Annotated in this window: 18 protein-coding genes; 6 read left to right on the top strand and 12 right to left on the bottom strand. The window is 71.5% G+C overall.

From position 1 onward, the window contains the following. Positions 1-13: 13 nt before the first annotated feature. The 3 genes from ACZ67Q_RS31280 to ACZ67Q_RS31270 all read right to left on the bottom strand — a co-directional run bounded on the left by ACZ67Q_RS31280 (position 14) and on the right by ACZ67Q_RS31270 (position 2,153). Positions 14-802 (bottom strand): electron transfer flavoprotein subunit beta/FixA family protein, encoded by a 789-nt coding sequence (locus ACZ67Q_RS31280; protein WP_361625980.1) that lies wholly within the window; start codon positions 800-802, stop codon positions 14-16. 220 nt (positions 803-1,022) lie between these two features. After that, a complete protein-coding gene (locus tag ACZ67Q_RS31275) occupies positions 1,023-1,532 on the bottom strand; it encodes a flavin reductase family protein (protein ID WP_471189025.1) in 510 nt (169 codons plus the stop codon). 207 nt (positions 1,533-1,739) lie between these two features. Continuing rightward, positions 1,740-2,153 (bottom strand): TlpA family protein disulfide reductase, encoded by a 414-nt coding sequence (locus ACZ67Q_RS31270; protein WP_471189120.1) that lies wholly within the window; start codon positions 2,151-2,153, stop codon positions 1,740-1,742. Positions 2,154-2,229: 76 nt separating this feature from the next. Between ACZ67Q_RS31270 and ACZ67Q_RS31265 the strand changes: the two genes are divergently transcribed. Next, positions 2,230-2,646 carry a DUF4395 domain-containing protein gene (locus tag ACZ67Q_RS31265; protein ID WP_471189022.1) on the top strand — a complete coding sequence of 139 codons (417 nt, stop codon included), beginning with the start codon at positions 2,230-2,232 and terminating at the stop codon, positions 2,644-2,646. Positions 2,647-2,853: 207 nt separating this feature from the next. Then, positions 2,854-3,582, top strand: coding sequence for a lysophospholipid acyltransferase family protein (locus tag ACZ67Q_RS31260; RefSeq protein ID WP_471189117.1), 729 nt, complete (start codon positions 2,854-2,856; stop codon positions 3,580-3,582). A 195-nt stretch (positions 3,583-3,777) separates the two neighbouring features. Here the strand turns inward: ACZ67Q_RS31260 and ACZ67Q_RS31255 are convergent, their stop codons facing one another. Genes ACZ67Q_RS31255 through ACZ67Q_RS31245 form a run of 3 tightly spaced genes read right to left on the bottom strand, consistent with a single transcriptional unit; the run spans position 3,778 to position 7,036 of the window. Then, entirely contained in the window at positions 3,778-4,848 is a 1,071-nt protein-coding gene (locus ACZ67Q_RS31255) for a threonine aldolase family protein (protein WP_471189020.1), read from the bottom strand. Beyond that, entirely contained in the window at positions 4,845-5,600 is a 756-nt protein-coding gene (locus ACZ67Q_RS31250; RefSeq protein WP_471189115.1) for an SDR family NAD(P)-dependent oxidoreductase, read from the bottom strand. Before ACZ67Q_RS31250 ends, ACZ67Q_RS31255 begins: the two co-directional genes overlap by 4 nt. A 38-nt stretch (positions 5,601-5,638) precedes the next feature. Continuing rightward, positions 5,639-7,036, bottom strand: a complete 1,398-nt coding sequence (locus tag ACZ67Q_RS31245; protein ID WP_471189018.1) for a DUF6421 family protein — start codon at positions 7,034-7,036, stop codon at positions 5,639-5,641. 197 nt (positions 7,037-7,233) lie between these two features. On the opposite strand from ACZ67Q_RS31245, the gene ACZ67Q_RS31240 reads away from it, so the two are divergent. Next, positions 7,234-7,917: a glycerophosphodiester phosphodiesterase gene (locus ACZ67Q_RS31240; protein ID WP_471189015.1), complete on the top strand. Its 684-nt coding sequence runs from the start codon at positions 7,234-7,236 to the stop codon at positions 7,915-7,917. A gap of 1,074 nt (positions 7,918-8,991) precedes the next feature. Here ACZ67Q_RS31240 and ACZ67Q_RS31235 read toward each other — a convergent pair. Beyond that, positions 8,992-9,531, bottom strand: coding sequence for a GNAT family N-acetyltransferase (locus ACZ67Q_RS31235; RefSeq protein WP_471189013.1), 540 nt, complete (start codon positions 9,529-9,531; stop codon positions 8,992-8,994). Between the two features lie 138 nt (positions 9,532-9,669). Here ACZ67Q_RS31235 and ACZ67Q_RS31230 point away from each other — a divergent pair, with 138 nt between their 5' ends. Beyond that, positions 9,670-10,062, top strand: a complete 393-nt coding sequence (locus tag ACZ67Q_RS31230; protein ID WP_471189010.1) for a VOC family protein — start codon at positions 9,670-9,672, stop codon at positions 10,060-10,062. A gap of 34 nt (positions 10,063-10,096) precedes the next feature. Here ACZ67Q_RS31230 and ACZ67Q_RS31225 read toward each other — a convergent pair whose 3' ends face one another. Further along, complete coding sequence (locus ACZ67Q_RS31225) at positions 10,097-10,552, bottom strand: MarR family winged helix-turn-helix transcriptional regulator (protein ID WP_471189007.1); 456 nt, start codon at positions 10,550-10,552, stop codon at positions 10,097-10,099. 141 nt (positions 10,553-10,693) lie between these two features. On the opposite strand from ACZ67Q_RS31225, the gene ACZ67Q_RS31220 reads away from it, so the two are divergent. Next, complete coding sequence (locus ACZ67Q_RS31220) at positions 10,694-11,458, top strand: VOC family protein (RefSeq protein WP_471189005.1); 765 nt, start codon at positions 10,694-10,696, stop codon at positions 11,456-11,458. A 172-nt stretch (positions 11,459-11,630) separates the two neighbouring features. Further along, a complete protein-coding gene (locus ACZ67Q_RS31215; protein ID WP_471189003.1) occupies positions 11,631-14,723 on the top strand; it encodes an NPCBM/NEW2 domain-containing protein in 3,093 nt (1,030 codons plus the stop codon). A gap of 422 nt (positions 14,724-15,145) precedes the next feature. Here ACZ67Q_RS31215 and ACZ67Q_RS31210 read toward each other — a convergent pair whose 3' ends face one another. The 4 genes from ACZ67Q_RS31210 to ispG all read right to left on the bottom strand — a co-directional run bounded on the left by ACZ67Q_RS31210 (position 15,146) and on the right by ispG (position 19,694). Next, a complete protein-coding gene (locus ACZ67Q_RS31210; RefSeq protein WP_471189000.1) occupies positions 15,146-16,846 on the bottom strand; it encodes a proline--tRNA ligase in 1,701 nt (566 codons plus the stop codon). 75 nt (positions 16,847-16,921) lie between these two features. Further along, on the bottom strand, positions 16,922-17,452 hold the full coding sequence (locus tag ACZ67Q_RS31205) for a GNAT family N-acetyltransferase (RefSeq protein WP_471188997.1): 531 nt from the start codon (positions 17,450-17,452) through the stop codon (positions 16,922-16,924). 34 nt (positions 17,453-17,486) lie between these two features. Next, complete coding sequence (locus ACZ67Q_RS31200) at positions 17,487-18,335, bottom strand: GNAT family N-acetyltransferase (RefSeq protein ID WP_471188994.1); 849 nt, start codon at positions 18,333-18,335, stop codon at positions 17,487-17,489. 201 nt (positions 18,336-18,536) lie between these two features. Then, entirely contained in the window at positions 18,537-19,694 is a 1,158-nt protein-coding gene (gene ispG, locus ACZ67Q_RS31195; RefSeq protein ID WP_471188991.1) for a flavodoxin-dependent (E)-4-hydroxy-3-methylbut-2-enyl-diphosphate synthase, read from the bottom strand. Positions 19,695-19,946: the final 252 nt, after the last annotated feature.

The raw sequence follows: 19,946 nt of genomic DNA, 5'->3' as shown, positions 1-19,946 counted from the left end.
ACGAACGGGTCCCTTAGATGAACTTCTGGCTCGCGAGGTACTCAGCGAGCTGCTTGCCGCCCTCGCCCTCGTCCTTGACGATCTGGCCCGCGGTGCGCGCGGGGCGCTCGTTCGCGGCCTCGACCTTGGTGAACGCGCCCTCCAGGCCGACCTCTTCGGCCTCGATGTCGAGGTCGGACAGGTCCCAGGACTCCACCGGCTTCTTCTTGGCCGCCATGATGCCCTTGAAGGACGGGTAACGGGCCTCGCCGGACTGGTCGGTGACCGACACGACGGCCGGCAGGGAGGCCTCGAGCGTCTCCGAGGCGGCGTCGCCGTCGCGGCGGCCCTTGACCGTGCCGTCCTCGACCGAGACCTCGGACAGCAGCGTGACCTGCGGGACACCCAGGCGCTCGGCGACCAGCGCCGGGACGACGCCCATGGTGCCGTCGGTGGAAGCCATGCCGGAGATGACCAGGTCGTAACCGGCCTTCTCGATCGCCTTGGCCAGCACCAGCGAGGTGCCGATGGCGTCGGTGCCGTGCAGGTCGTCGTCCTCGACGTGGACGGCCTTGTCGGCGCCCATGGACAGCGCCTTGCGCAGCGCGTCCTTGGCGTCCTCGGGGCCGATGGTCAGGACGGTGACCTCGACGTCGTCGTCGGAGTTCTCGGCGATCTGCAGCGCCTGCTCGACGGCGTACTCGTCCAGCTCGGAGAGCAGACCGTCCACGTCGTCCCGGTCGACGGTCAGGTCATCGGCGAAGTGCCGGTCGCCAGTGGCGTCGGGCACGTACTTCACAGTGACAACGATCCTCAAGCTCACGCCGGCTCTCCTACTGCCTCGTCATTTCTCGGCTGCCTACTTGAGAGGCAGCATAGGCGCCCCAAGCGGCCGATTCCGGTACGGGGCGGTCCCCGCTCCGACCGAAATATTACTCGTCAGTACACCCAGTTCCTGCCCGCTAAGCAAGCGCTTTGAACTGTGACCTTTGCAACGCAGCGTAACCGGAACTCGACCGCTTCGCAGGGGAGCCGAAGCGTGACTAATCGCGCAGAGCAGTGAAGCGGCCCTGGTGATAAAGGAGCGGGCGGCCGGGCCCGGCGGGGTCACCGACGACGACCTCGGCGAGGACGATGCGGTGGTCACCGGCCGGGACCCGGGCGACCACCCGGCACACCAGCCAGGCCAGGACGTCGTCCAGCACCGGGACGCCCTCCGGCCCCTCGCGCCAGGCGGTGGGGGCGCCGAAGCGGTCGGCGCCGCTGCGGGCGAAGGTGGCGGCCAGCTCCTGCTGGTGCTCACCGAGGATGTGCACGCCGACGTGGTCGGCCTCCGCTATCGCCGGCCAGCTGGAGGCGCCGGTGCCGATCCCGAAGGACAGCATCGGGGGCTCGGCGGAGACGGAGGTGAGGGAGGTCGCGGTGAAACCGACCGGTCCCGACGCGCCGTGTGCGGTGATCACGGCGACCCCGGCCGCGTGCCGCCGGAAGACGGAGCGCAGGAGGTCGGGCGAGGCGAGCTGGGGAATGCGCAGGTCGGGCGAGGCCGTCATGCCGTTGTCCTTCAGGAGTGAGGGGCGAGGGGGCGCGGGGCTGCTAGTGGCCCGGACAGCGCGCGCTCGCGGTGCGGACGAGGTCGACGTGCACCCGTCCATGGAGAAGGAGTTCCGAAGGCATGAGGTCAGGCTGACGATAGGTGGCGAGCGCAGTCAAGTACGTCCCGTGGAGTGGGAGACAGCTCACCGTGACGAAAGGAGGCGTCACACCGCCTCGCCCAGGGCCGCGATGACGTCGGCCTTGCGGGGCTGACCGGTGGCCCGGCGCACGACACGGCCGTCTGCGTCGAGGACCAGCACCGTCGGGGTCTTCAGGATGTCGAGCGCGCGCACCAGTTCCAGGCGGGCCTCGGCGTCGATCTCCAGGTGCGTGACGCCCGGGACCAGGCCGGCGACCTCGCCCAGCACCCTGCGGGTGGCCCGGCAGGGGGCACAGAAGGCGCTGGAGAACTGCACCAGGGTGGCCCGCTCGCCCAGCTCGCCGCCGAGGTCGGCCGCTGTGAGCCGCTTGTCCTGATCACGCACCCGCACCCGCACTCTCCCGCTCCGCCGTCGCTGCACCACGCCGTAGGCGCTCGCCAGCGCGAGCACCACCACGCACACCACCAGTCCGGTCATCATCTGCACCAGCATTCATCAGACTGCAAAGATTCCCCGCTCCCGGAAGTCCATCCGCCGCGGAATGCTTGCCTCCATGGACATCGACGTGAGGGGGCCGCGATTCGGTGCGGCCGTGACGACCGCTGTGCTGGCCGTCGTGCTGATCACCGGCAACCCCTGGCTGCTGGCCTGGCAGACGCTGGCGTTCGCGGTGGGCGCGGTGGGCGGGGTGCAGCGTTCGCCGTACGGCTGGGCGTTCCGGACGGCGGTGCGGCCGCGGCTCGGGCCGCCGAGGGCGTTCGAGGCGCCCGAGCCGCCGCGGTTCGCGCAGGCGGTGGGGCTGGTGTTCGCCGGTCTCGGCCTGGTCGGCTACACGGTGGGGCCGCAGTGGCTGGGCATGGCGGCGACGGCCGCGGCCCTGGCAGCCGCGTTCCTGAACGCGGCGTTCGCGTACTGCCTGGGGTGCGAGATGTACCTGCTGGTGCGGCGTACGGCGGTTCGCGCGGAGTAAAGGAAGCATAAAGACGCAGGTCGATCATGGGGCGGACGTGACGAGAATCTCGCGGCGGACGGGCACCAGGACTGGCTCCCCGCCCGTTGTTTGGGGCACGATCTGCGACAAGCCGTGAACCTACGGCTGCGTAACTTGACTTCCGCCGGGAACCTTCTTTCTTGGCATTCCCTACAGCGGATGAAGAAGGAAGGGTCCGTCCCGCCCATGGCAGAACTCGTCTACCGCCCCGTCATCGGTCTCGCCAAAACCATGTTCAAGGCATGGGACCTCAAGATCGACTGCCGGGGGTCGGAGAACATTCCGCGGACGGGCGGCGCTGTGCTGGTGAGCAACCACATCAGCTACCTCGACTTCATCTTCAACGGTCTCGCGGCGCTCCCGCAGAAGCGGCTGGTACGTTTCATGGCGAAGGAGTCGGTGTTCCGGCACCGCATCTCCGGGCCGCTGATGCGGGGGATGAAGCACATTCCGGTGGACCGCAAGCAGGGCGAGGCCGCCTACGCGCACGCGCTGGACGCCCTGCGCTCCGGCGAGGTGATAGGGGTGTTCCCGGAGGCCACCATCTCGCCGTCGTTCACGCTGAAGAGCTTCAAGTCGGGCGCCGCCCGCCTCGCCCAGGAGGCCGGTGTCCCGCTGATCCCGATGGCGGTGTGGGGGACGCAGCGGCTGTGGACCAAGGGCCACCCCCGCAACTTCAAGCGCAGCCACACCCCCATCACCATCCGGGTGGGCGAGGCCCTCGAGGCGCCGCGCGACCAGTACGCCGGCGCGATCACCCGCCGCCTGCGCGAGCGCGTCCAGGAGCTGCTGGAGGCCGCCCAGCGCGCCTACCCGGTCCGCCCGAAGGACGCGAGCGACACCTGGTGGATGCCGGCCCACCTCGGCGGTACGGCGCCGACGCCGGAGCAGGTCCGGGCAGCCGAGGCGCACTGACCGCCCGCCCACCGGCCCTCATGCACGAGGGCCTGGGGCCTGGCGCAGCATGCCGGTGCGCCGCTCGATCACCTCGGAAAGCGCGCCAGGTCTGGCGCGGGTCACCGCCGGTTTCGCAGCCGCAGGACATGGGAATGCGGCCACCCGAGCGTCAATGACTCCTCGGGTGGCCGCATATCCGTGGAGCAGCAAGGGCTACCGCGCCATCTCTTCCTTCAGGGCGGCCAGGAACGCGTCCACGTCGTCCTCGGTGGTGTCGAAGGAGCACATCCAGCGCACCACGCCGTCTGCCTCGTCCCAGAAGTAGAAGCGGAAGCGCTTCTGCAGCCGCTCGCTGACGTCGTGCGGCAGCCGGGCGAAGACGCCGTTGGCCTGGACGGGGTAGAGGATCTCCACGCCGTGCACGGACCGCACGCCCTCGGCCAGGCGCTGGGCCATCTCGTTGGCGTGCCGGGCGTTGCGCAGCCAGAGGTCCTTGGCGAACAGCGCCTCCAGCTGCACCGAGACGAAGCGCATCTTGGAGGCCAGCTGCATCGACATCTTCCGCAGGTGCTTCATCTGCCGCACCGCGTCCTGGTTGAGGACGACGACCGCCTCGCCGAACAGCGCGCCGTTCTTCGTCCCGCCCAGGGAGAGGATGTCCACGCCGACCGCGTTGGTGAAGGTGCGCAGGGGCACGTCCAGCGACGCGGCCGCGTTCGATATCCGGGAGCCGTCCAGGTGCACCCGCATGCCGTGGGCGTGGGCGTGCTCGCAGATCGCGCGGATCTCGTCGGGCGTGTAGAGGGTGCCCAGCTCGGTGGACTGGGTGATCGAGACGACCTGCGGCATCGCGCGGTGCTCGTCCTCGAAGCCCCACGCCTGCCGGTCGATCAGCTCGGGAGTGAGCTTGCCGTCGGGGGTGGGGACGGTGAGCAGCTTCAGGCCGCCCATCCGCTCCGGCGCGCCGCCCTCGTCGACGTTGATGTGCGCACTGTCGGCGCAGATCACCGCGCCCCAGCGGTCGGTGACCGCCTGGAGCGCCACGACGTTGGCGCCGGTGCCGTTGAACACCGGGAACGCCTCGGCCGTGGCGCCGAAGTGGCTGCGCACGATCCGCTGGAGGTTCTCCGTGTAGTCGTCCTCGCCGTAGGCCACCTGGTGCCCGCCGTTGGCCAGCGCCAGGGCGGCGAGCACCTCGGGGTGGGCGCCGGCGTAGTTGTCACTGGCGAAACCGCGGACCTCGGGGTCGTGATGGCGACGCGCGTCGGTCTTGGGTGGGTTCACGGCTTCTCGGTCAGCCACAGACGGTTTCCGTTCACTTCCGCGGCGGGCTTGTCCCAGACGCTCACGATCGCCTCGGCGAGGTCCTTGACGTCCGTGAAGCCCGCGAACTTCGCATTGGGGCGGTCGGCGCGCATCGCGTCGTGCACCAACGCCTTCACCACCAGGATGACAGCCGCCGAGGTGGGCCCGTCGGCGCCCTCGGCGATCCCGGCCTTGCGGAAGTAGTCCGCCATGGCCAGCGTCCACGCCTCGGAGGCTGCCTTCGCGGCGGCGTACGCGGCGTTGCCCGCGGTCGGCTTGGTGGCGCCGGAGGCGCTGATCAGGACGTACCGGCCACGGTCGCTGCGCTGCAGCGCCTCCGAGAAGGCGAGGGAGGTGTGCTGGACCGTACGGATGAGCAGCAGCTCCAGGAAGTCCCAGTCGTCCAGGCTGGTCTTGATGAAGGTCTCGCTGCCGCGCCAGCCGCCGACCAGGTGGACCACGCCGTCGACGCGCCCGAACTCCTTCTCGGTGCGCGTGGCCCAGTCCCGGGTGGCCTCCAGGTTCAGCAGGTCGACCGTCTCGCCGGTGACGGTCGCGCCGCCCTGGGCGTAGCGGGCCGCGTCCACGGCCTCGGACAGTCGCTCCGGGTCGTTGTCCGCGCCGACGACCGTCGCACCGGCCTCGGCGAGCCGCAGCAGCGCCGCCCGGCCGGCCGGTCCGCCCGCCCCGGCGACCGCGATCACCGCACCGCTGAGAGCCCCGTTCGCCATCTTCTTCGCCTCCGTAGCAGTGTTCTGGACGCGGTCGCTCACGCGGCGATCCGCTCGGCGCCGTCCGCCGTGATGCCCTTGGTCGAGGCAATCACGTTCTTGAGTTTCTTGGACAGCGCCTCATAGAACATGCTCAGCGGAAACTCGTCCGGAAGCACGTCATCGACGAGCTTGCGCGGCGGCTGGGTCAGGTCCAGGGCGTCGGGACCCTTGGCCCAACTGGAGCCGGGGTGCGGGGCGAGGTAGGTGGAGACCAGCTCGTAGCCGGCGAACCAGTGCACGAGCTTCGGGCGGTCGATGCCGTCGCGGTACAGCTTCTCGATCTCGGCGCACAGCTGGTTGGTGACCTGCGGGGCGCGCTCCCAGTCGATGGAGAGCTTGTTGTCCGTCCAGCGCACGACGTCGTGCTTGTGCAGGTAGGCGAAGAGCAGCTGGCCGCCGAGGCCGTCGTAGTTGCGGTTGCGGTCGCCGGTGACCGGGAAGCGGAACATCCGGTCGAAGAGCACGGCGTACTGCACGTCGCGGGCCTGCGGGACGCCGTCCGCCTGGAGCTTCACGGCCTCCTTGAAGGCGGTGAGGTCGCAGCGCAGCTCCTCCAGGCCGTACATCCAGAACGGCTGGCGCTGCTTGATCATGAACGGGTCGAAGGGCAGGTCGCCGTGGCTGTGGGTGCGGTCGTGGACCATGTCCCACAGGACGAAGGCGTCCTCGCAGCGCTTCTGGTCGTGGACCATCGCGGCGATGTCCTCGGGCAGTTCCATGCCGAGCAGCTCGACGGCGGCGTCGGTCACCCGGCGGAAGCGGGCGGCCTCGCGGTCGCAGAAGATGCCACCCCAGGAGAATCGTTCCGGCGCCTCGCGCACGGCGATGGTCTCCGGGAAGAGCACCGCGGAGTTGGTGTCGTAGCCCGAGGTGAAGTCCTCGAAGGCGATGCCGCAGAACAGCGGGTTGTCGTAGCGCGTGCGCTCGAGCTCGGCCAGCCAGTCCGGCCACACCATGCGCAGCACGACCGCCTCGAGGTTGCGGTCGGGGTTGCCGTTCTGCGTGTACATCGGGAAGACGACCAGGTGCTGCAGGCCGTCCCGGCGGTCGGCCGCGGGCTGGAAGGCCAGCAAGGCGTCCAGGAAGTCCGGCACCTCGAAGCCGCCCTCGGCCCAGCGCTGGAGGTCCTTGACCAGCGCCTCGTGGTAGGCGGTGTCGTGCGGCAGCAGCGGGGACAGCTCGCGCACGGCGTCGATCACCTGCTGGACCGCGCCCTCGGCCTCGGCGCGCTGCGGAGCGCCCTCGGCCGTGAAGTCTATGGAGCCGTCCTTGGACTGCCAGGGCCGGATGCGCTCCACGGCATCCTTGAGCCGGGGCCAGGCCGGGTGCTCCACCACCCTGCTCGCCGGAGGAACCTTCTCCTCCGTACCCGCCTGCACAAGAATTTCCGTCATGTCCCATCCTCCACTGGAAGACCTCGCGTAAGGAGACCGTATACATACATGGTTTCTCCCAGCAAGGGGCAGCTCGGGAAATTATCCTGCGCGACCCCTATGGTCACCGAAGTATTTCCCGTCCGGTGGCGGAGGAGGGGTTTCTTCCCCTTGAGCGGGGTACGGATGGCTCCGTCGCCGACGGAAGTGAGCGGGCCTTGAACTTCATCACCATTGGACACCGCGGTGTGATGGGCGTCGAGCCGGAGAACACGCTGCGCTCCTTCACGGCCGCGGAGCGTGCCGGTCTCGACGCGATCGAGCTCGACCTGCACCTGAGCAAGGACGGCGCGCTCGTGGTCATGCACGACGAGCGGGTGGACCGGACGACCGACGGCAGCGGGCCGATCGCCGACAAGACGCTGGAGGAACTGCGCGCCCTGGACGCAGGTCTCGGCGAGCGGGTGCCGGTCTTCGAGGAGGTCCTGGACGCGGTGCGGGCGCCGCTGCAGGCCGAGATCAAGGACGTGCGCGCCGCGCGGGTGCTGGCGGAGGTGCTGCGGGCGCGGGATCTGGTGGAACGGGTCGAGGTGATCTCGTTCCACGACGACGCGATCCAGGAGGTGGCCCGGCTGGTCCCGGGCGTGCGGACCGCGCTCGTCGCCGAGCACTACGGGCCCGAGGTCGTCGACCGCGCGGTCGCGGCCGGCGCCGCGACCGTCTGCCTCGACATCCAGCGGCTGACGCTGGAGGTCGTCGAACGGGCCCGCAAGGCCGGGCTCAGGGTCTTCAGCTGGGTGGTCAACACTCCGCAGCACCTGCGGCTGGCCCGCGCACTGGAACTGGACGGCGTGACCACCGACCAGCCCGAAATCAAGCGCGCCGGCCGCTTCACGGCGTAGCGCTGCCGCGCGATCGACCCCCCGGGGCAGCGGGACACGACGGAGCGCCGGCCGCCCGTGGCCACCGGATGCCGGGCAGCTTGGGCGGTGAGTGCCGGGGGCCTGGGCGGTGAGTGCCGGGGGCTGGGGTCGGTGAGTGCGGGGGTCTGGGCGGCGAGTGCGAGGAGGCATGTGTGGTGGGTGCCGGGGTGGCTCGGCGTGGGCCCCGGTGGCTCGGCGTTGGCCCAGGTGGCTCGGCCCGGGCAGGGCTGGCTCCGCCTGGGCAGGGCAGCCCGGTCAGCGGGCTCGGGCGGCTCAGCCCGGTGAGTGCGGGGCCGCCTGAGAAGACGGGGGCGCCAGTGCATGCGGGGTGGGGCGCCGAGCGCCCCGGGCTGGGCAGGCGAGCCCACCGAGTGCTGGGGCGGCCTGGCGCAGTGGGCGACGGATCGACGCAGCCCCTGGTTGTCGGGGCCGCCCAGCCGCCGCGTGCCGGACAGGCCAGCCCGCCGGGCACGGGCCGGCCGAGCGGCTGGTCCCCGGTACGCCTCGACTCTTGATGGGCGGGACCTTGACGGCCGGTCCACCTCGAGCGGGCGGCGCGGGCCGGCGAGTGCGCCGGCGTAGAAGGGGCCCAGTGGCTGAGCCCCGGGGCAGCCCGACCCCTGGGCAACGCCACGGAGCGTGTCGCGCCCGGTCAGGCGAACCCGCCAGGCGCGGGCGGGCCGGCCCCTGGGCGTGGCAGCCCCGCCCACCAGAGCGGCAGCGCGGCCGACGTCGGCCGACGAGCCCGGCGCAGAAGCGGCCGAACGGCTGAACCCCGGGGCAGCGCCCATCGCTGGGGCCAGCCCGACCGCTGGGCACCAGGGCGCAGAGCGGCCCACGCCGGTCGAGCGCGGCCGCCCCACCGCAGGAGACGTCGAGCAGCTGAACCCCGGGGCAGCCCGGGCGCTCGGTGTCGAGACCGTCCGAGCGACCCGCGTCGGTCACGCGAACCCGCCGGACACAGGAGGGGTCAAGGGGCAACCGGACGGCGAGGGCCCCGGGGTGGCTCGGCCGCCATGGCCCGGGCGACGGGGCTGCCGGGGGCCGGCGGGCTCAGGTGAGGGGCTTGACGAGAAGTTCGAACTGGAGGTCGTCGCGCTGAGGGAGCCCGAAGCGCTCGTCGCCGTACGGGAAGGGGGTCATCCGGCCGGTGCGGCGGTAGCCGCGGCGCTCGTACCAGGCGATCAGGTCGTCGCGTACGGAGATCACGGTCATGTGCATCTCCGTCACGCCCCAGACCGCGCGGGCCTGGCGCTCCGCCTCGGCGATGACGGCCTTGCCGACGCCTCCGCCCTGGAGGGTCGGCCGGACCGCGAACATGCCGAAGTAGGCGTGGTCGCCGCGGTGTTCGAGCTGGCAGCAGGCGACGATCACGCCGTCCTGTTCCACGGTGAGCAGCCGGCTGTCGGGCGACTTGATGACCTCCAGCACACCCTCGGGGTCGGTGCGCTGCCCTTCGAGGATGTCCGCCTCCGTGGTCCAGCCGGCCCGGCTGGCGTCTCCGCGGTAGGCCGACTCGATCAGCGCGACCAGTGCGTCTGCGTCGGCGTCGGTGGCCTCGCGGAACGTCAGGGCGGTGGCGGGCGACTCCATGGGGCGCTTCTCCCTCTGTCTCGGGCTGTGTCGAGGCCGTCCCGGACGGGTCCGGCTGTCCCGGGGGCGTCCCGGGCAGCCGGCCGCACGGGCGGGTCGGCCGGGTCGAGGGTAACCCTGCCACTAGGCTCCGGATGTATGGTGCACGTTCTCAGCAGCCGGACGCTTCTGCGCCCCACCGACCCCGAACGCTCCCGCGACTTCTACGGCGAACAGCTGGGCCTCGCCGTCTACCGCGAGTTCGGCACGGGCCCGGAGCGCGGCACCGTCTACTTCCTCGGCGGCGGGTTCCTGGAACTCTCGGGCCGCTCCGACACCCCGCCCTCCCCCGTCGTACGCCTCTGGCTGCAGGTGCCCGACGCCGCGGCGGCGCACGAGGAACTGCGGGGCAAGGGCGTGCCGATCGTGCGGCCTCCGGTGCGCGAGCCGTGGGGGCTGGTGGAGATGTGGATCGAGGACCCCGACGGCATCCCGATCGTCCTGGTGGAGGTCCCGGCGGACCATCCGCTGCGGTACCGGCCCGGGATCTGAGCGCCCCCGGGCGGGGAGGCCGTCCGGTGGCGGCTCAGTCCGGCAGGTTGCCGTCGCCGCCGAGGTTGTCGACGATGCGGCGCAGGACGTCGATCGCCGTGACGAAGTCGGCCTCGGTGACGCCCTCGTGCATCCGCCGGTGCACGGTGAGGTTGCGCTCCCGCGCCCGCAGCCGTCCCGCCTCCCCCGCCTCGGTCAGCCGCATGCCGCCCTCCTCGGTGAGCCAGCCCCGGTCCACCAGGTCGTCGTAGACGTCGTCGAAGCCGATGCCGAGGTCCTCGTAGCGGGCCAGCCGCGCGGTCAGGGCCGGACGGGTCCACTTCCCGGGCTCGCCGGCGACATGGTTGAGCGTCCACCAGTGCGGCTGGGTGAGGTTCTCCACGGCCAGCTGGGCGCGCAGGGCGCCGACGACCCTGCGGTACGCCTCGCCGGTCCACGCCCCGATCGGCTGGGCCGCGAGTTCTTCGACCGGGTACTCCTTCAGCGCCACGGCGCCTCCCTCCCCTTGCGATCATCGGGTCACCGGCCACCGTAGAACCTCGAGCGCGCTTGAGATCAAACGAGCGGTGGCCGCCGTACCCGGGCCGGACTAGCGTGCTGAGGCAGGGGGCTCGCGCGGGGAAGGAACGCCATGAAGCTCGACCGACCGGTGACCGGCGGGCCCTGCTGGACGGAGCTCGGAACCCCTGACCTCGAGGGGGCGAAGCGCTTCTACGCGGCCGTCTTCAACTGGCGCCCCGAGACCGATCCGCGCTCCGAGGCCGGCGGCTACACGGTCGCGCACCTCGGTGACGCGGCCGTGGCCGCGCTGTCGCCGCTGTACCAGGAGTCGCAGCCGGTGGCCTGGAACGTGTCGTTCGCGGTGGCGGACGCCGACGCGGCGGCGCAGCAGGTGCGGGCGGCCGGCGGCATGGTGCTGCTCGGGCCGATGGACGTGTTCGACGTCGGCCGGTTCACGGTGGCCACCGATCCGACGGGAGCGCTCTTCCAACTGTGGCAGGCGCGCTCCTTCCCCGGCGCCGGGCTGTTCAACGCGCCGGGGTCGCTCGGCTGGGTGGAGCTGATGACCCGTGAGCCGAAGCAGGCCGAGGCCTTCTACACGAGGGTGTTCGGCTGGACGGTCAACGCCTCGGAGCGCTACACCCAGTGGGGCATCGCCGGGGACGACTTCGGCGGCATGACGGTGATGGACGACAAGTTCCCGCCCGAGGTGCCGCCGCACTGGCTGCCCTACTTCGCGGTGACCGACGTCGACATCACGGCGGCCGACGCGGCCGGGGCGGGCGGCACCGTCCTGATGGAACCCACCTCCGTGCCCGACGGCCCCCGTATCGCGGTGCTGCGCGATCCCCAAGGGGCCGTGTTCGGCGTGTACCTGGCCGGCCAGGCGGGCTGACACCGCCCCGGCCCGACGGTCTCCTCACCACCGCACGCCCTCTGTTCAAGGGGGCGTGCGGTGCGCTATACCTGCTGCGCTTGATTGATTCTGCTCGATGCGGCCCGTTATCAAGCAGGTTCCGTCATCGCTCCTGTCGATGCCGGGTCGCGCAGGATGTGAAGGGACCGATATGACCGCTCCATCCAGCAGATCCCGCTCGCGGCGCCGTAGGCGCGGCGCCGCCGGTCTGGCCGCGGCGGCTCTGTGCGCGGCGCTCGCCGTCACCGGCGCGCCCGCCCCGCCCGCCGCAGCCTCCGTCCCGGCCGCGGAGGCCACGGCGGCCGGCGCCCTCGGGGACGTCACCGGCTTCTCGGCGTCAGGGGCCGTGTACACGTTCACCGCGGGGGCCGCCAAGGCCCGGGTGACCTTCGTGTCCGGTGACACCTTCCGTATCGAGGCCGCGCCCGACGGCACGTTCACCGATCCGGTGGGGTCCGACATCGTGCTGCCGCAGGGGGCCGCGCCGGCCACCCGGTGGGCCGATCGCGGGGACCGCTACGAACTCTCCACCGACCAGGTCACGTTGCGGGCGTACAAGGCACCGCTGCGGTTCGCCCTGTACCGCGCCGACGGCACCCGCCTGTGGGAGGAGAGCCGCGGCATCAGCTGGGACGGCACCTCCACCACGCAGACACTGGCGCGGGGCGCCGACGAGCAGTTCTACGGCGCCGGTGAGCAGAACGGCAGCGGGAACACCTCGCATCGCGGCAAGACCCTGAAGGTCGGCGTCGACTACAACTGGAACGAGGGCGGCCACCCCAACTCGGTGCCGTTCTACCTGTCGTCGGCGGGCTACGGCGTCTACCGCAACACCTACGCGCCGGGGACCTACGCCTTCACCGATCCCGTGACCACCACCGAGCAGGAGAAACGGTTCGACGCCTACTACGTCGCCGGGTCGAGCGCCAAGGACGTCATCGGCAAGTACACCAAGCTCACCGGGCGTCCCATGCTCCCGCCGATCTACGGCCTGGAGATCGGCGACTCCGACTGCTACCTGCACAACGCCAACCGCGGCGAACGGCACACCCTCGACGCGCTGAAGGTCGCCGACGACTACGTCGAGAACGACATGCCGCTGGGCTGGATGCTGGTCAACGACGGCTACGGCTGCGGGTACGAGAACCTCGCCGAGACGGCGAAGGGACTGCACGACCGCAGCATGCAGATGGGGTTGTGGACCGAGGACGGGCTGGACAAGCTGGCCGACCAGGTCAAGGCCGGGCAGCGGGTCGCCAAACTGGACGTGGCCTGGGTCGGCGACGGCTACAAGTTCGCGCTGGACGGCTGCAAGGCCGCGTACCGCGGGATCGAGGACAACAGCGACGCCCGCGGGTTCACCTGGGCGCCGGAGAGCTGGGCCGGTGCGCAGCGGTGCGGAGTGCAGTGGAGCGGGGACCAGTCCGGGAGCTGGGACTACATCCGCTGGCAGATCCCGACGTACGCGGGCGCGACGATGTCGGGGCTCGCGTACACCACGGGTGACGTGGACGGGATCTTCGGCGGCAGCGCCAAGACCTATGCGCGCGATCTGCAGTGGAAGGCGTTCCTGCCGGCCGTGATGACGATGGACGGGTGGGCGGCCTCCGACAAGCAGCCGTTCCGGTACGGGGAGCCGTACACCAGCATCAACCGGAAGTATCTGAAGCTGAAGGAGTCGCTGCTGCCGTACATGTACACCTACGCGGCGCAGGCGAACCGGACCGGCGTCGGAGCGGTGCGGCCGCTGGCCCTGGAGTACCCGGACGACCCGGTGGCCGCGTCGGACGCGGCGAAGTACGAGTTCCTCAGCGGTGAGGACTTCCTCGTCGCGCCCGTGTACCGGGACGAGAGCGTGCGCGACGGGATCTATCTGCCGAAGGGCACGTGGGTCGACTACTGGTCGGGGCGGGTGTACCAGGGGCCGACCACGGTGAACGGGTATCAGGCGCCGCTCGACACCCTGCCGTTGTTCGTGAAGGCGGGGGCCGCGGTGCCCATGTGGCCCGGGATCAGGTCGTACCAGGACCGCACGGCCTCTTCGCCGCTGGCCTGGGACGTGTATCCGCAGGGCCGGTCCTCGTTCACCCTGTACGAGGACGACGGGGTGACCCGGCAGCACCGGGCCGGACGGTACGCCGAGCAGAAGGTCGTCGTGAGCGCGCCCGGCAGCGGGGCCGGTGCGGTGAGCATCGACGTCGGCGCGAGTGCGGGTTCGTTCGCAGGCAAGCAGAGCGCGCGGCCGTACCGGTTCACCGTGCACACCGGGTCCGCGCCCGCGCAGGTGCGCCTGGACGGGCGGGCGCTGCCCCGGCAGACGTCCAAGGCCGCGTTCGAGGCGGCTGCGGAGGGGTGGTGGTACGACGCCGGGGACCGCGCCGGGGTCGTGCAGGTGAAGACCCGGGCACTCAGTACGGCGCGGGCGTTCCGGGTGGACCTGGATGCGGCGAGCGCGGTGGGCGGGCGGGTGCCCGGCGCCGTGGGCACGCTGGACGTCGTGGCCGACGCGGAGATGAGCGCGGGTGCGCCCGGGAAGGTCACGGTGGACTTCACCGCCGGGCGTGCGGGCGCCGAGGACGCGGCGGTGTCCCTGACCGCGCCGCAGGGGTGGACCGTGTCGCCCGCGCGGGCTCTTGGAAGCGTGGACGCCGGTGAGCGGGCGCGCGCCGAGTTCACGGTGACGCCGCCGGGGGACGCCGCGGTGGGCGAAGCGGTGGTCAGCGCCACCGCGCGGTACCGGGCCGCCGGGGAGCAGAGGGTCGCCGTGCAGCGGGCCGCGGTGCGGACCATGCCGAGGCCGCCGGCCGGGGATGCGTGGGCCGGCGATCTGCCCTGGCTGAGCGCCTCCAACGGCTGGGGGCCGGCGGAGCGGGACCGGAGCAACGGGGAGTCGGGGGCCGGTGACGGTCGTACGCTCACGTTGAACGGGACCACGTATGCCAAGGGCATCGGGGCGCATGCCGACTCCGACATCGAGTTCTGGCTCGGCGGTGTGTGCTCGTCGTTCACGGCTACCGTGGGTGTGGACGACGAGATCAACGGGTACGGCGGGGTGTCGTTCTCCGTGGTCGCGGACGGGAAGACGCTGTGGTCGTCGCCGACCGTGTCCGGGAAGTCGGATCCGGTGGAGGTGAATGTGCCGGTGGGTGGGGCTCGGCATGTGCATCTCGTGGTGACGGATACGGATGGGTCGAAGTCCGGGGATCATGGGGATTGGGGGGGCGCGGCGTTTCACTGCGCGTGAGGCGTTTCGCTCCGCGTGAGGCGTTTCGCTCCGCGTGACGGCGGGGGTAGGTGGGGGGCGGTTGTTGTTCGGCTGCGGGCGCGTTGTGGTTGCTCGCGCCGTTCCCCGCGCCCCGTTGGGTGCCTGCGGCTGCCCGTTGCGGTCCGGTGAGTGGCTGGTGTAGCGCCTGCGGTGCGTTGTGGGTCGGGGCCGGGGTGGGGGGTGTCCGTCCTCGGTCCGGCCGCCCGTCGCCTCATACGGCAACCTGTGCCGGTGCCGGACGCTGCGGGCGGACACCCCTCACCCCGGCCCCTTCCCGCCGTACGCGGGTGCCGGCCGTCGCCGGTGCCGGTACCTGCACAGCTGCGGGCGGTCGGGCCCCGTCGGCGTGACGGTGACGCGAAAACGCCGGGCGCTTGGCTCCGCGCCCGGCGTTTTCGGGGTCAGGCCGTGAGGCGGGTGATCGCCTCGGCCACCGGGAGTTCCTCGCGGTCGCCCGTGCGGCGGTTCTTCAGTTCGACGACGCCCTCCGCGGCGCGGCGGCCCGCGACCAGGATCCAGGGCACGCCGATCAGTTCCGCGTCGGTGAACTTCACGCCCGGGGAGACGCCCGCGCGGTCGTCGACCAGGACGCGGACGCCGGCCGCGGCCAGCTTGTCGGAGACGTCGAGGGCCAGCTCGGTCTGCAGCGCCTTGCCCGCGGCGACCACGTGGACGTCGGCCGGGGCGACCTCCTGGGGCCAGCACAGGCCCTTGTCGTCGGCGGTCTGCTCGGCGAGCGCCGCGACCGCGCGGGAGACGCCCACGCCGTAGGAGCCCATGGTGACGCGGACCGGCTTGCCCTGCTGGCCGAGGACGTCCAGCTTGAGCGCGTCGGCGTACTTGCGGCCCAGCTGGAAGATGTGGCCGATCTCGATGGCGCGGTCCAGCTTCAGGCCGGTGCCGCACTGCGGGCAGGGGTCGCCCTCCTGGACGACCACGACGTCGACGTACTCGTCGACCTCGAAGTCACGCCCGGCGACGACGTTCTTGGTGTGCGTGTCGGCCTTGTTCGCGCCGGTGATCCACGCGGTGCCGGGGGCGACGCGCGGGTCGGCGATGTACTTCACCTTGTCCAGGCCCTGGGGGCCGACGTAGCCGCGGACCAGGTCGGTGCGGGTCGCGAAGTCCTCTTCGGTGACCATCTCGACCGTGGCGGGCGCGAAGTGCGCCTCGACCTTGTCCATGTCGACCTCGCGGTCGCCGGGCACGCCGACGGCGACGATCTCGCCGTCCACCTTGACCAGGAGGTTCTTGAGGGTGGCGGAGGCCGGGACGCCGAGGTGGGCGGCCAGGGTCTCGATGGTGGGGGTGGCGGGGGTCGGGATGTCCTCGGCGGCGGGAGCGTCCGTGGCGTCGACCGGCTGCAGGGCGTAGTGGACCGCCTCGGTGTTGGCGGCGAAGTCGCAGTTCGGGCAGTCGGCGAAGGTGTCCTCGCCGGCCTCGGCGGGGGCGAGGAACTCCTCGGACTTGGACCCGCCCATCGCTCCGGCGGTCGCGGCACAGATGCGGTAGTCCAGGCCCAGGCGGGCGAAGATGCGCTGGTAGGCCTCGCGGTGCAGGGCGTAGGACCGCGCCAGGCCCTCGTCCTCCAGGTCGAAGGAGTAGGAGTCCTTCATCAGGAACTCGCGGCCGCGCAGGATGCCGGCGCGGGGGCGGGCCTCGTCACGGAACTTCGTCTGGATCTGGTAGAGGATCACCGGGAGGTCCTTGTAGGAGGACGCCTGGTCCTTCACCAGGAGGGTGAAGATCTCCTCGTGGGTGGGGCCGAGCAGGTAGTCGCCGCCCTTGCGGTCCTGCAGGCGGAACAGCTCGGCGCCGTACTCGTCCCAGCGGCCGGTCGCCTCGTACGGCTCGCGGGGCAGCAGGGCGGGCAGGAGCACCTCCTGGGCTCCGATGGCGTCCATCTCCTCGCGCACGATCCGCTCGACGTTGGCGAGGACCTTCTTGCCGAGCGGCAGCCAGGTCCAGATGCCGGCGGCGGTACGGCGGACGTAACCGGCGCGGACGAGCAGCTTGTGGCTGAGGACCTCGGCGTCCGCCGGGTCGTCGCGCAGCGTCTTCGCCATCAACTGGGACATGCGCTGGACCGGTGCGTTCGCCATGGCTCTCTTACTCCCGCTACGTGTAGGTGATGGCTAGGAGGTTAGCCGGGCGGCCGCCGTGGCCGGAAATCCGTTTCACGGGCGGCGCAGCGGCAGGGGGGCGCCCATCACGGCGTACGGCTTGGGGGCGCTCGGGAAGTGCACCTGGCGGGCGAGGTCGCGGTAGCCGAGGGAGCGGTAGAGCGCGCGGGCCGGGCTCTCGGTGTCGATCGCGGAGAGGATCGAGCGGGGTTCGGTGGCGCTGTCGGTGATGGTGGTGATCAGGCGGCGGCCGATCCCGCGGTTCTGGTGGTCGGGGTGCACGTGCAGCTCGGTGATCACGAAGGAGTCGTCGAGCCACTCCTCGTGCCCCTGGGCGCGCAGGTAGGGCTCGACGACCGTCGACCACCAGTGGGCGCGGTCGTTGGGCATGCCGTAGACGAAACCGACGAGGCGGCCTTCGACGGTGGCGCCGAGGGCGCGGGCGCCCGGATGGGTCATGTGGCGGATGACGATCTGACGGCGTACGGCGACCTCGTCGGCGCCCAGTCCGAAGGCGACGGCCTGGACGGCCAGTGCCTCGTCGACGTGGGCGGACAGGTCCATCGGGCCGATCACGACATCCATGCCGGGAGCCTACAGCGGGGCCTCATCGCCGGGTTCAGAAAAGCACGCTCATGAACTCGCCGACTTCCCTGAAGCCGACGCGCCGGTAGGTCCTGCGTGCCGGGGTGTTGAAGTCGTTGACGTACAGGCTCACCACGGGGGCCACGTCGGCCAGCGCGTAGCGCAGGACGGCCGCCATGCCGGGGGCGGCGAGGCCCTTGCCGCGGTACTCGGGGTCCACCCACACGCCCTGGATCTGGCAGGCGTGCGGGGTCGCCGCGCCGATCTCCGCCTTGAACATCACCTTGCCGTGTTCGTCGACGCGGGCGAAGGAGCGGCCGGAGCCGACGAGTTCGGCGACCCGGGCCTGGTAGAGCAGACCGCCGTCACCGGCCATCGGGGAGACGCCGACCTCCTCGGTGAACATCGCCACGCAGGCCGGCATGATCGTCTCCATCTCGTCCTTGCGGACGCGGCGGACGTAGGGGTCCGGGGCGATGTCGTCGGGCATGCGGTCGGTGACCATCAGCGGCTGGTGCGCGCGGACGTCGCGGGCGGGGCCCCAGCTGGGTTCGAGGAGGCGCCACAGCTCGGAGGTCGGGCCGGAGGGGCCGACGATCGAGGAGCAGCGGCGGCCGGACCGCCGGGCGCGGTCGGCGAAGGCCCGCACCGCGCGCGGGGTGGCGCAGATCGGGACGAGGTTGGCGCCCGCGTAGCACAGGGACGTGAGCATGCCGTCCTCGTACCAGCCCCACATCTCGCCGCCGAGCCGCCACGGGTCGAGGCCCGCGACCTGGACGCGCGAGGTCACGAAGGCGTTCGCGACCGGCTCGCGGTGCAGGACGGCGAGCGCGGCGTCCAGGTCGCTCGGTTCGAGGACCCGTGAGGTGGTCTGGGTCAGCACGGGTGGGGCCTCACGGTCGGGTGTGCACTGATCTCCGCACTATAGCTGCGCTGCTTCGCCGGGCGCTTTTTCGATCAGGGGGTCCCTGGTCGTGGGCGGCTGCGGGTTCGTCGTGGCTGCTCGCGCCCGCGCCGCGGAGGCGCACATCGATACGGCCCCGCGCCCCTTGCGGGGCGCTGGATCCGTCCGGCACGTGAACGTTCAGCCCGCTACCATCACCGACGGTTCGCCGGACTCGGTGCCCTCGGACTGCATCTGCTCGGCGAGCTTCATCGCCTCTTCGATCAGCGTCTCGACGATCTTGGACTCGGGGACGGTCTTGATGACCTCGCCCTTGACGAAGATCTGGCCCTTGCCGTTGCCGGAGGCGACGCCGAGGTCGGCTTCGCGGGCCTCGCCGGGGCCGTTGACGACGCAGCCCATGACGGCGACGCGCAGCGGGACGTCCATGCCGGTGAGGCCGGCGGTGACTTCCTCGGCGAGCTTGTAGACGTCGACCTGGGCGCGGCCGCAGGACGGGCAGGAGACGATCTCCAGGCCGCGCTGGCGCAGGCCGAGGGACTGCAGGATCTGCAGGCCGACCTTGACCTCTTCGGCGGGCGGGGCCGAGAGGGAGACGCGGATGGTGTCGCCGATGCCCTGCGAGAGCAGGGCGCCGAAGGCCACGGCCGACTTGATCGTGCCCTGGAAGGCGGGGCCGGCCTCGGTGACGCCGAGGTGGAGGGGGTAGTCGCACTGCTCGGCGAGCCGGCGGTAGGCCTCGATCATGACGACCGGGTCGTTGTGCTTGACCGAGATCTTGATGTCGCGGAAGTCGTACTCCTCGAAGAGGGACGCCTCCCACAGGGCCGATTCCACAAGGGCCTCGGGGGTCGCCTTGCCGTACTTCTGGAGCAGGCGCCGGTCCAGCGAGCCGGCGTTGACGCCGATGCGGATCGGGGTGCCGTGGTCCTTGGCGGCCTTGGCGATCTCCTTGACCTTGTCGTCGAACTGCTTGATGTTGCCGGGGTTGACGCGGACGGCGGCGCAGCCGGCCTCGATCGCGGCGAAGACGTACTTCGGCTGGAAGTGGATGTCGGCGATCACCGGGATCTGCGACTTGCGCGCGATGGTGGCGAGGGCGTCGGCGTCGTCCTGGGTGGGGCAGGCCACGCGCACGATCTGGCAGCCGGAGGCGGTGAGCTCGGCGATCTGCTGGAGCGTGGCACCGATGTCGGACGTACGGGTCGTGGTCATCGACTGCACCGACACGGGGGCGTCTCCGCCGACGGCCACGGATCCGACCTGGATCTGCCGGCTCTTCCGGCGCTCGGCGAGCTTGGTCGGAACGGACGGCATGCCGAGAGAAATCGCAGTCATCTGCTGTGCAACCCCAAGTCGTGGATCAAGGTCCCGGTCCCGTCAGCGGCGGGCTCCGGATTTCGAGATTACGGCACGGGCGATCGCGCGGGCACATCACACCCGTAAACCCACTCGATGGGAGGCGGGCGGGGCCCCCCCGGGGGCCCGCCCCCCCCCCCCCCCCGGGGGGGGGGGGCGCCCCCCCCGGGGGGGGGGGGCGCCCGCGGGGGGGGGGCCGGGGAGGACCAACACAACACCCCCCCCCCAAAC

The organism is Streptomyces sp. NPDC036813 (assembly GCF_055609245.1).
This window is presented reverse-complemented; position numbering and strand designations above follow the sequence as displayed.

Excerpts from the sequence above, each read along its gene's own strand:
- ACZ67Q_RS31270 (WP_471189120.1), bottom strand. The coding sequence starts at position 2,153 with ATGACCGGACTGGTGGTGTGCGTGGTGGTGCTCGCGCTGGCGAGCGCC.
- ACZ67Q_RS31250 (WP_471189115.1), bottom strand. The coding sequence starts at position 5,600 with ATGGCGAACGGGGCTCTCAGCGGTGCGGTGATCGCGGTCGCCGGGGCG.
- ACZ67Q_RS31205 (WP_471188997.1), bottom strand. The coding sequence starts at position 17,452 with ATGGATGTCGTGATCGGCCCGATGGACCTGTCCGCCCACGTCGACGAG.
- ACZ67Q_RS31265 (WP_471189022.1), top strand. The coding sequence starts at position 2,230 with ATGGACATCGACGTGAGGGGGCCGCGATTCGGTGCGGCCGTGACGACC.
- ACZ67Q_RS31245 (WP_471189018.1), bottom strand. The coding sequence starts at position 7,036 with ATGACGGAAATTCTTGTGCAGGCGGGTACGGAGGAGAAGGTTCCTCCG.
- ACZ67Q_RS31260 (WP_471189117.1), top strand. The coding sequence starts at position 2,854 with ATGGCAGAACTCGTCTACCGCCCCGTCATCGGTCTCGCCAAAACCATG.
- ACZ67Q_RS31220 (WP_471189005.1), top strand. The coding sequence starts at position 10,694 with ATGAAGCTCGACCGACCGGTGACCGGCGGGCCCTGCTGGACGGAGCTC.
- ACZ67Q_RS31230 (WP_471189010.1), top strand. The coding sequence starts at position 9,670 with ATGGTGCACGTTCTCAGCAGCCGGACGCTTCTGCGCCCCACCGACCCC.
- ACZ67Q_RS31215 (WP_471189003.1), top strand. The coding sequence starts at position 11,631 with ATGACCGCTCCATCCAGCAGATCCCGCTCGCGGCGCCGTAGGCGCGGC.
- ACZ67Q_RS31210 (WP_471189000.1), bottom strand. The coding sequence starts at position 16,846 with ATGGCGAACGCACCGGTCCAGCGCATGTCCCAGTTGATGGCGAAGACG.
- ACZ67Q_RS31275 (WP_471189025.1), bottom strand. The coding sequence starts at position 1,532 with ATGACGGCCTCGCCCGACCTGCGCATTCCCCAGCTCGCCTCGCCCGAC.
- ispG (WP_471188991.1), bottom strand. The coding sequence starts at position 19,694 with ATGACTGCGATTTCTCTCGGCATGCCGTCCGTTCCGACCAAGCTCGCC.
- ACZ67Q_RS31235 (WP_471189013.1), bottom strand. The coding sequence starts at position 9,531 with ATGGAGTCGCCCGCCACCGCCCTGACGTTCCGCGAGGCCACCGACGCC.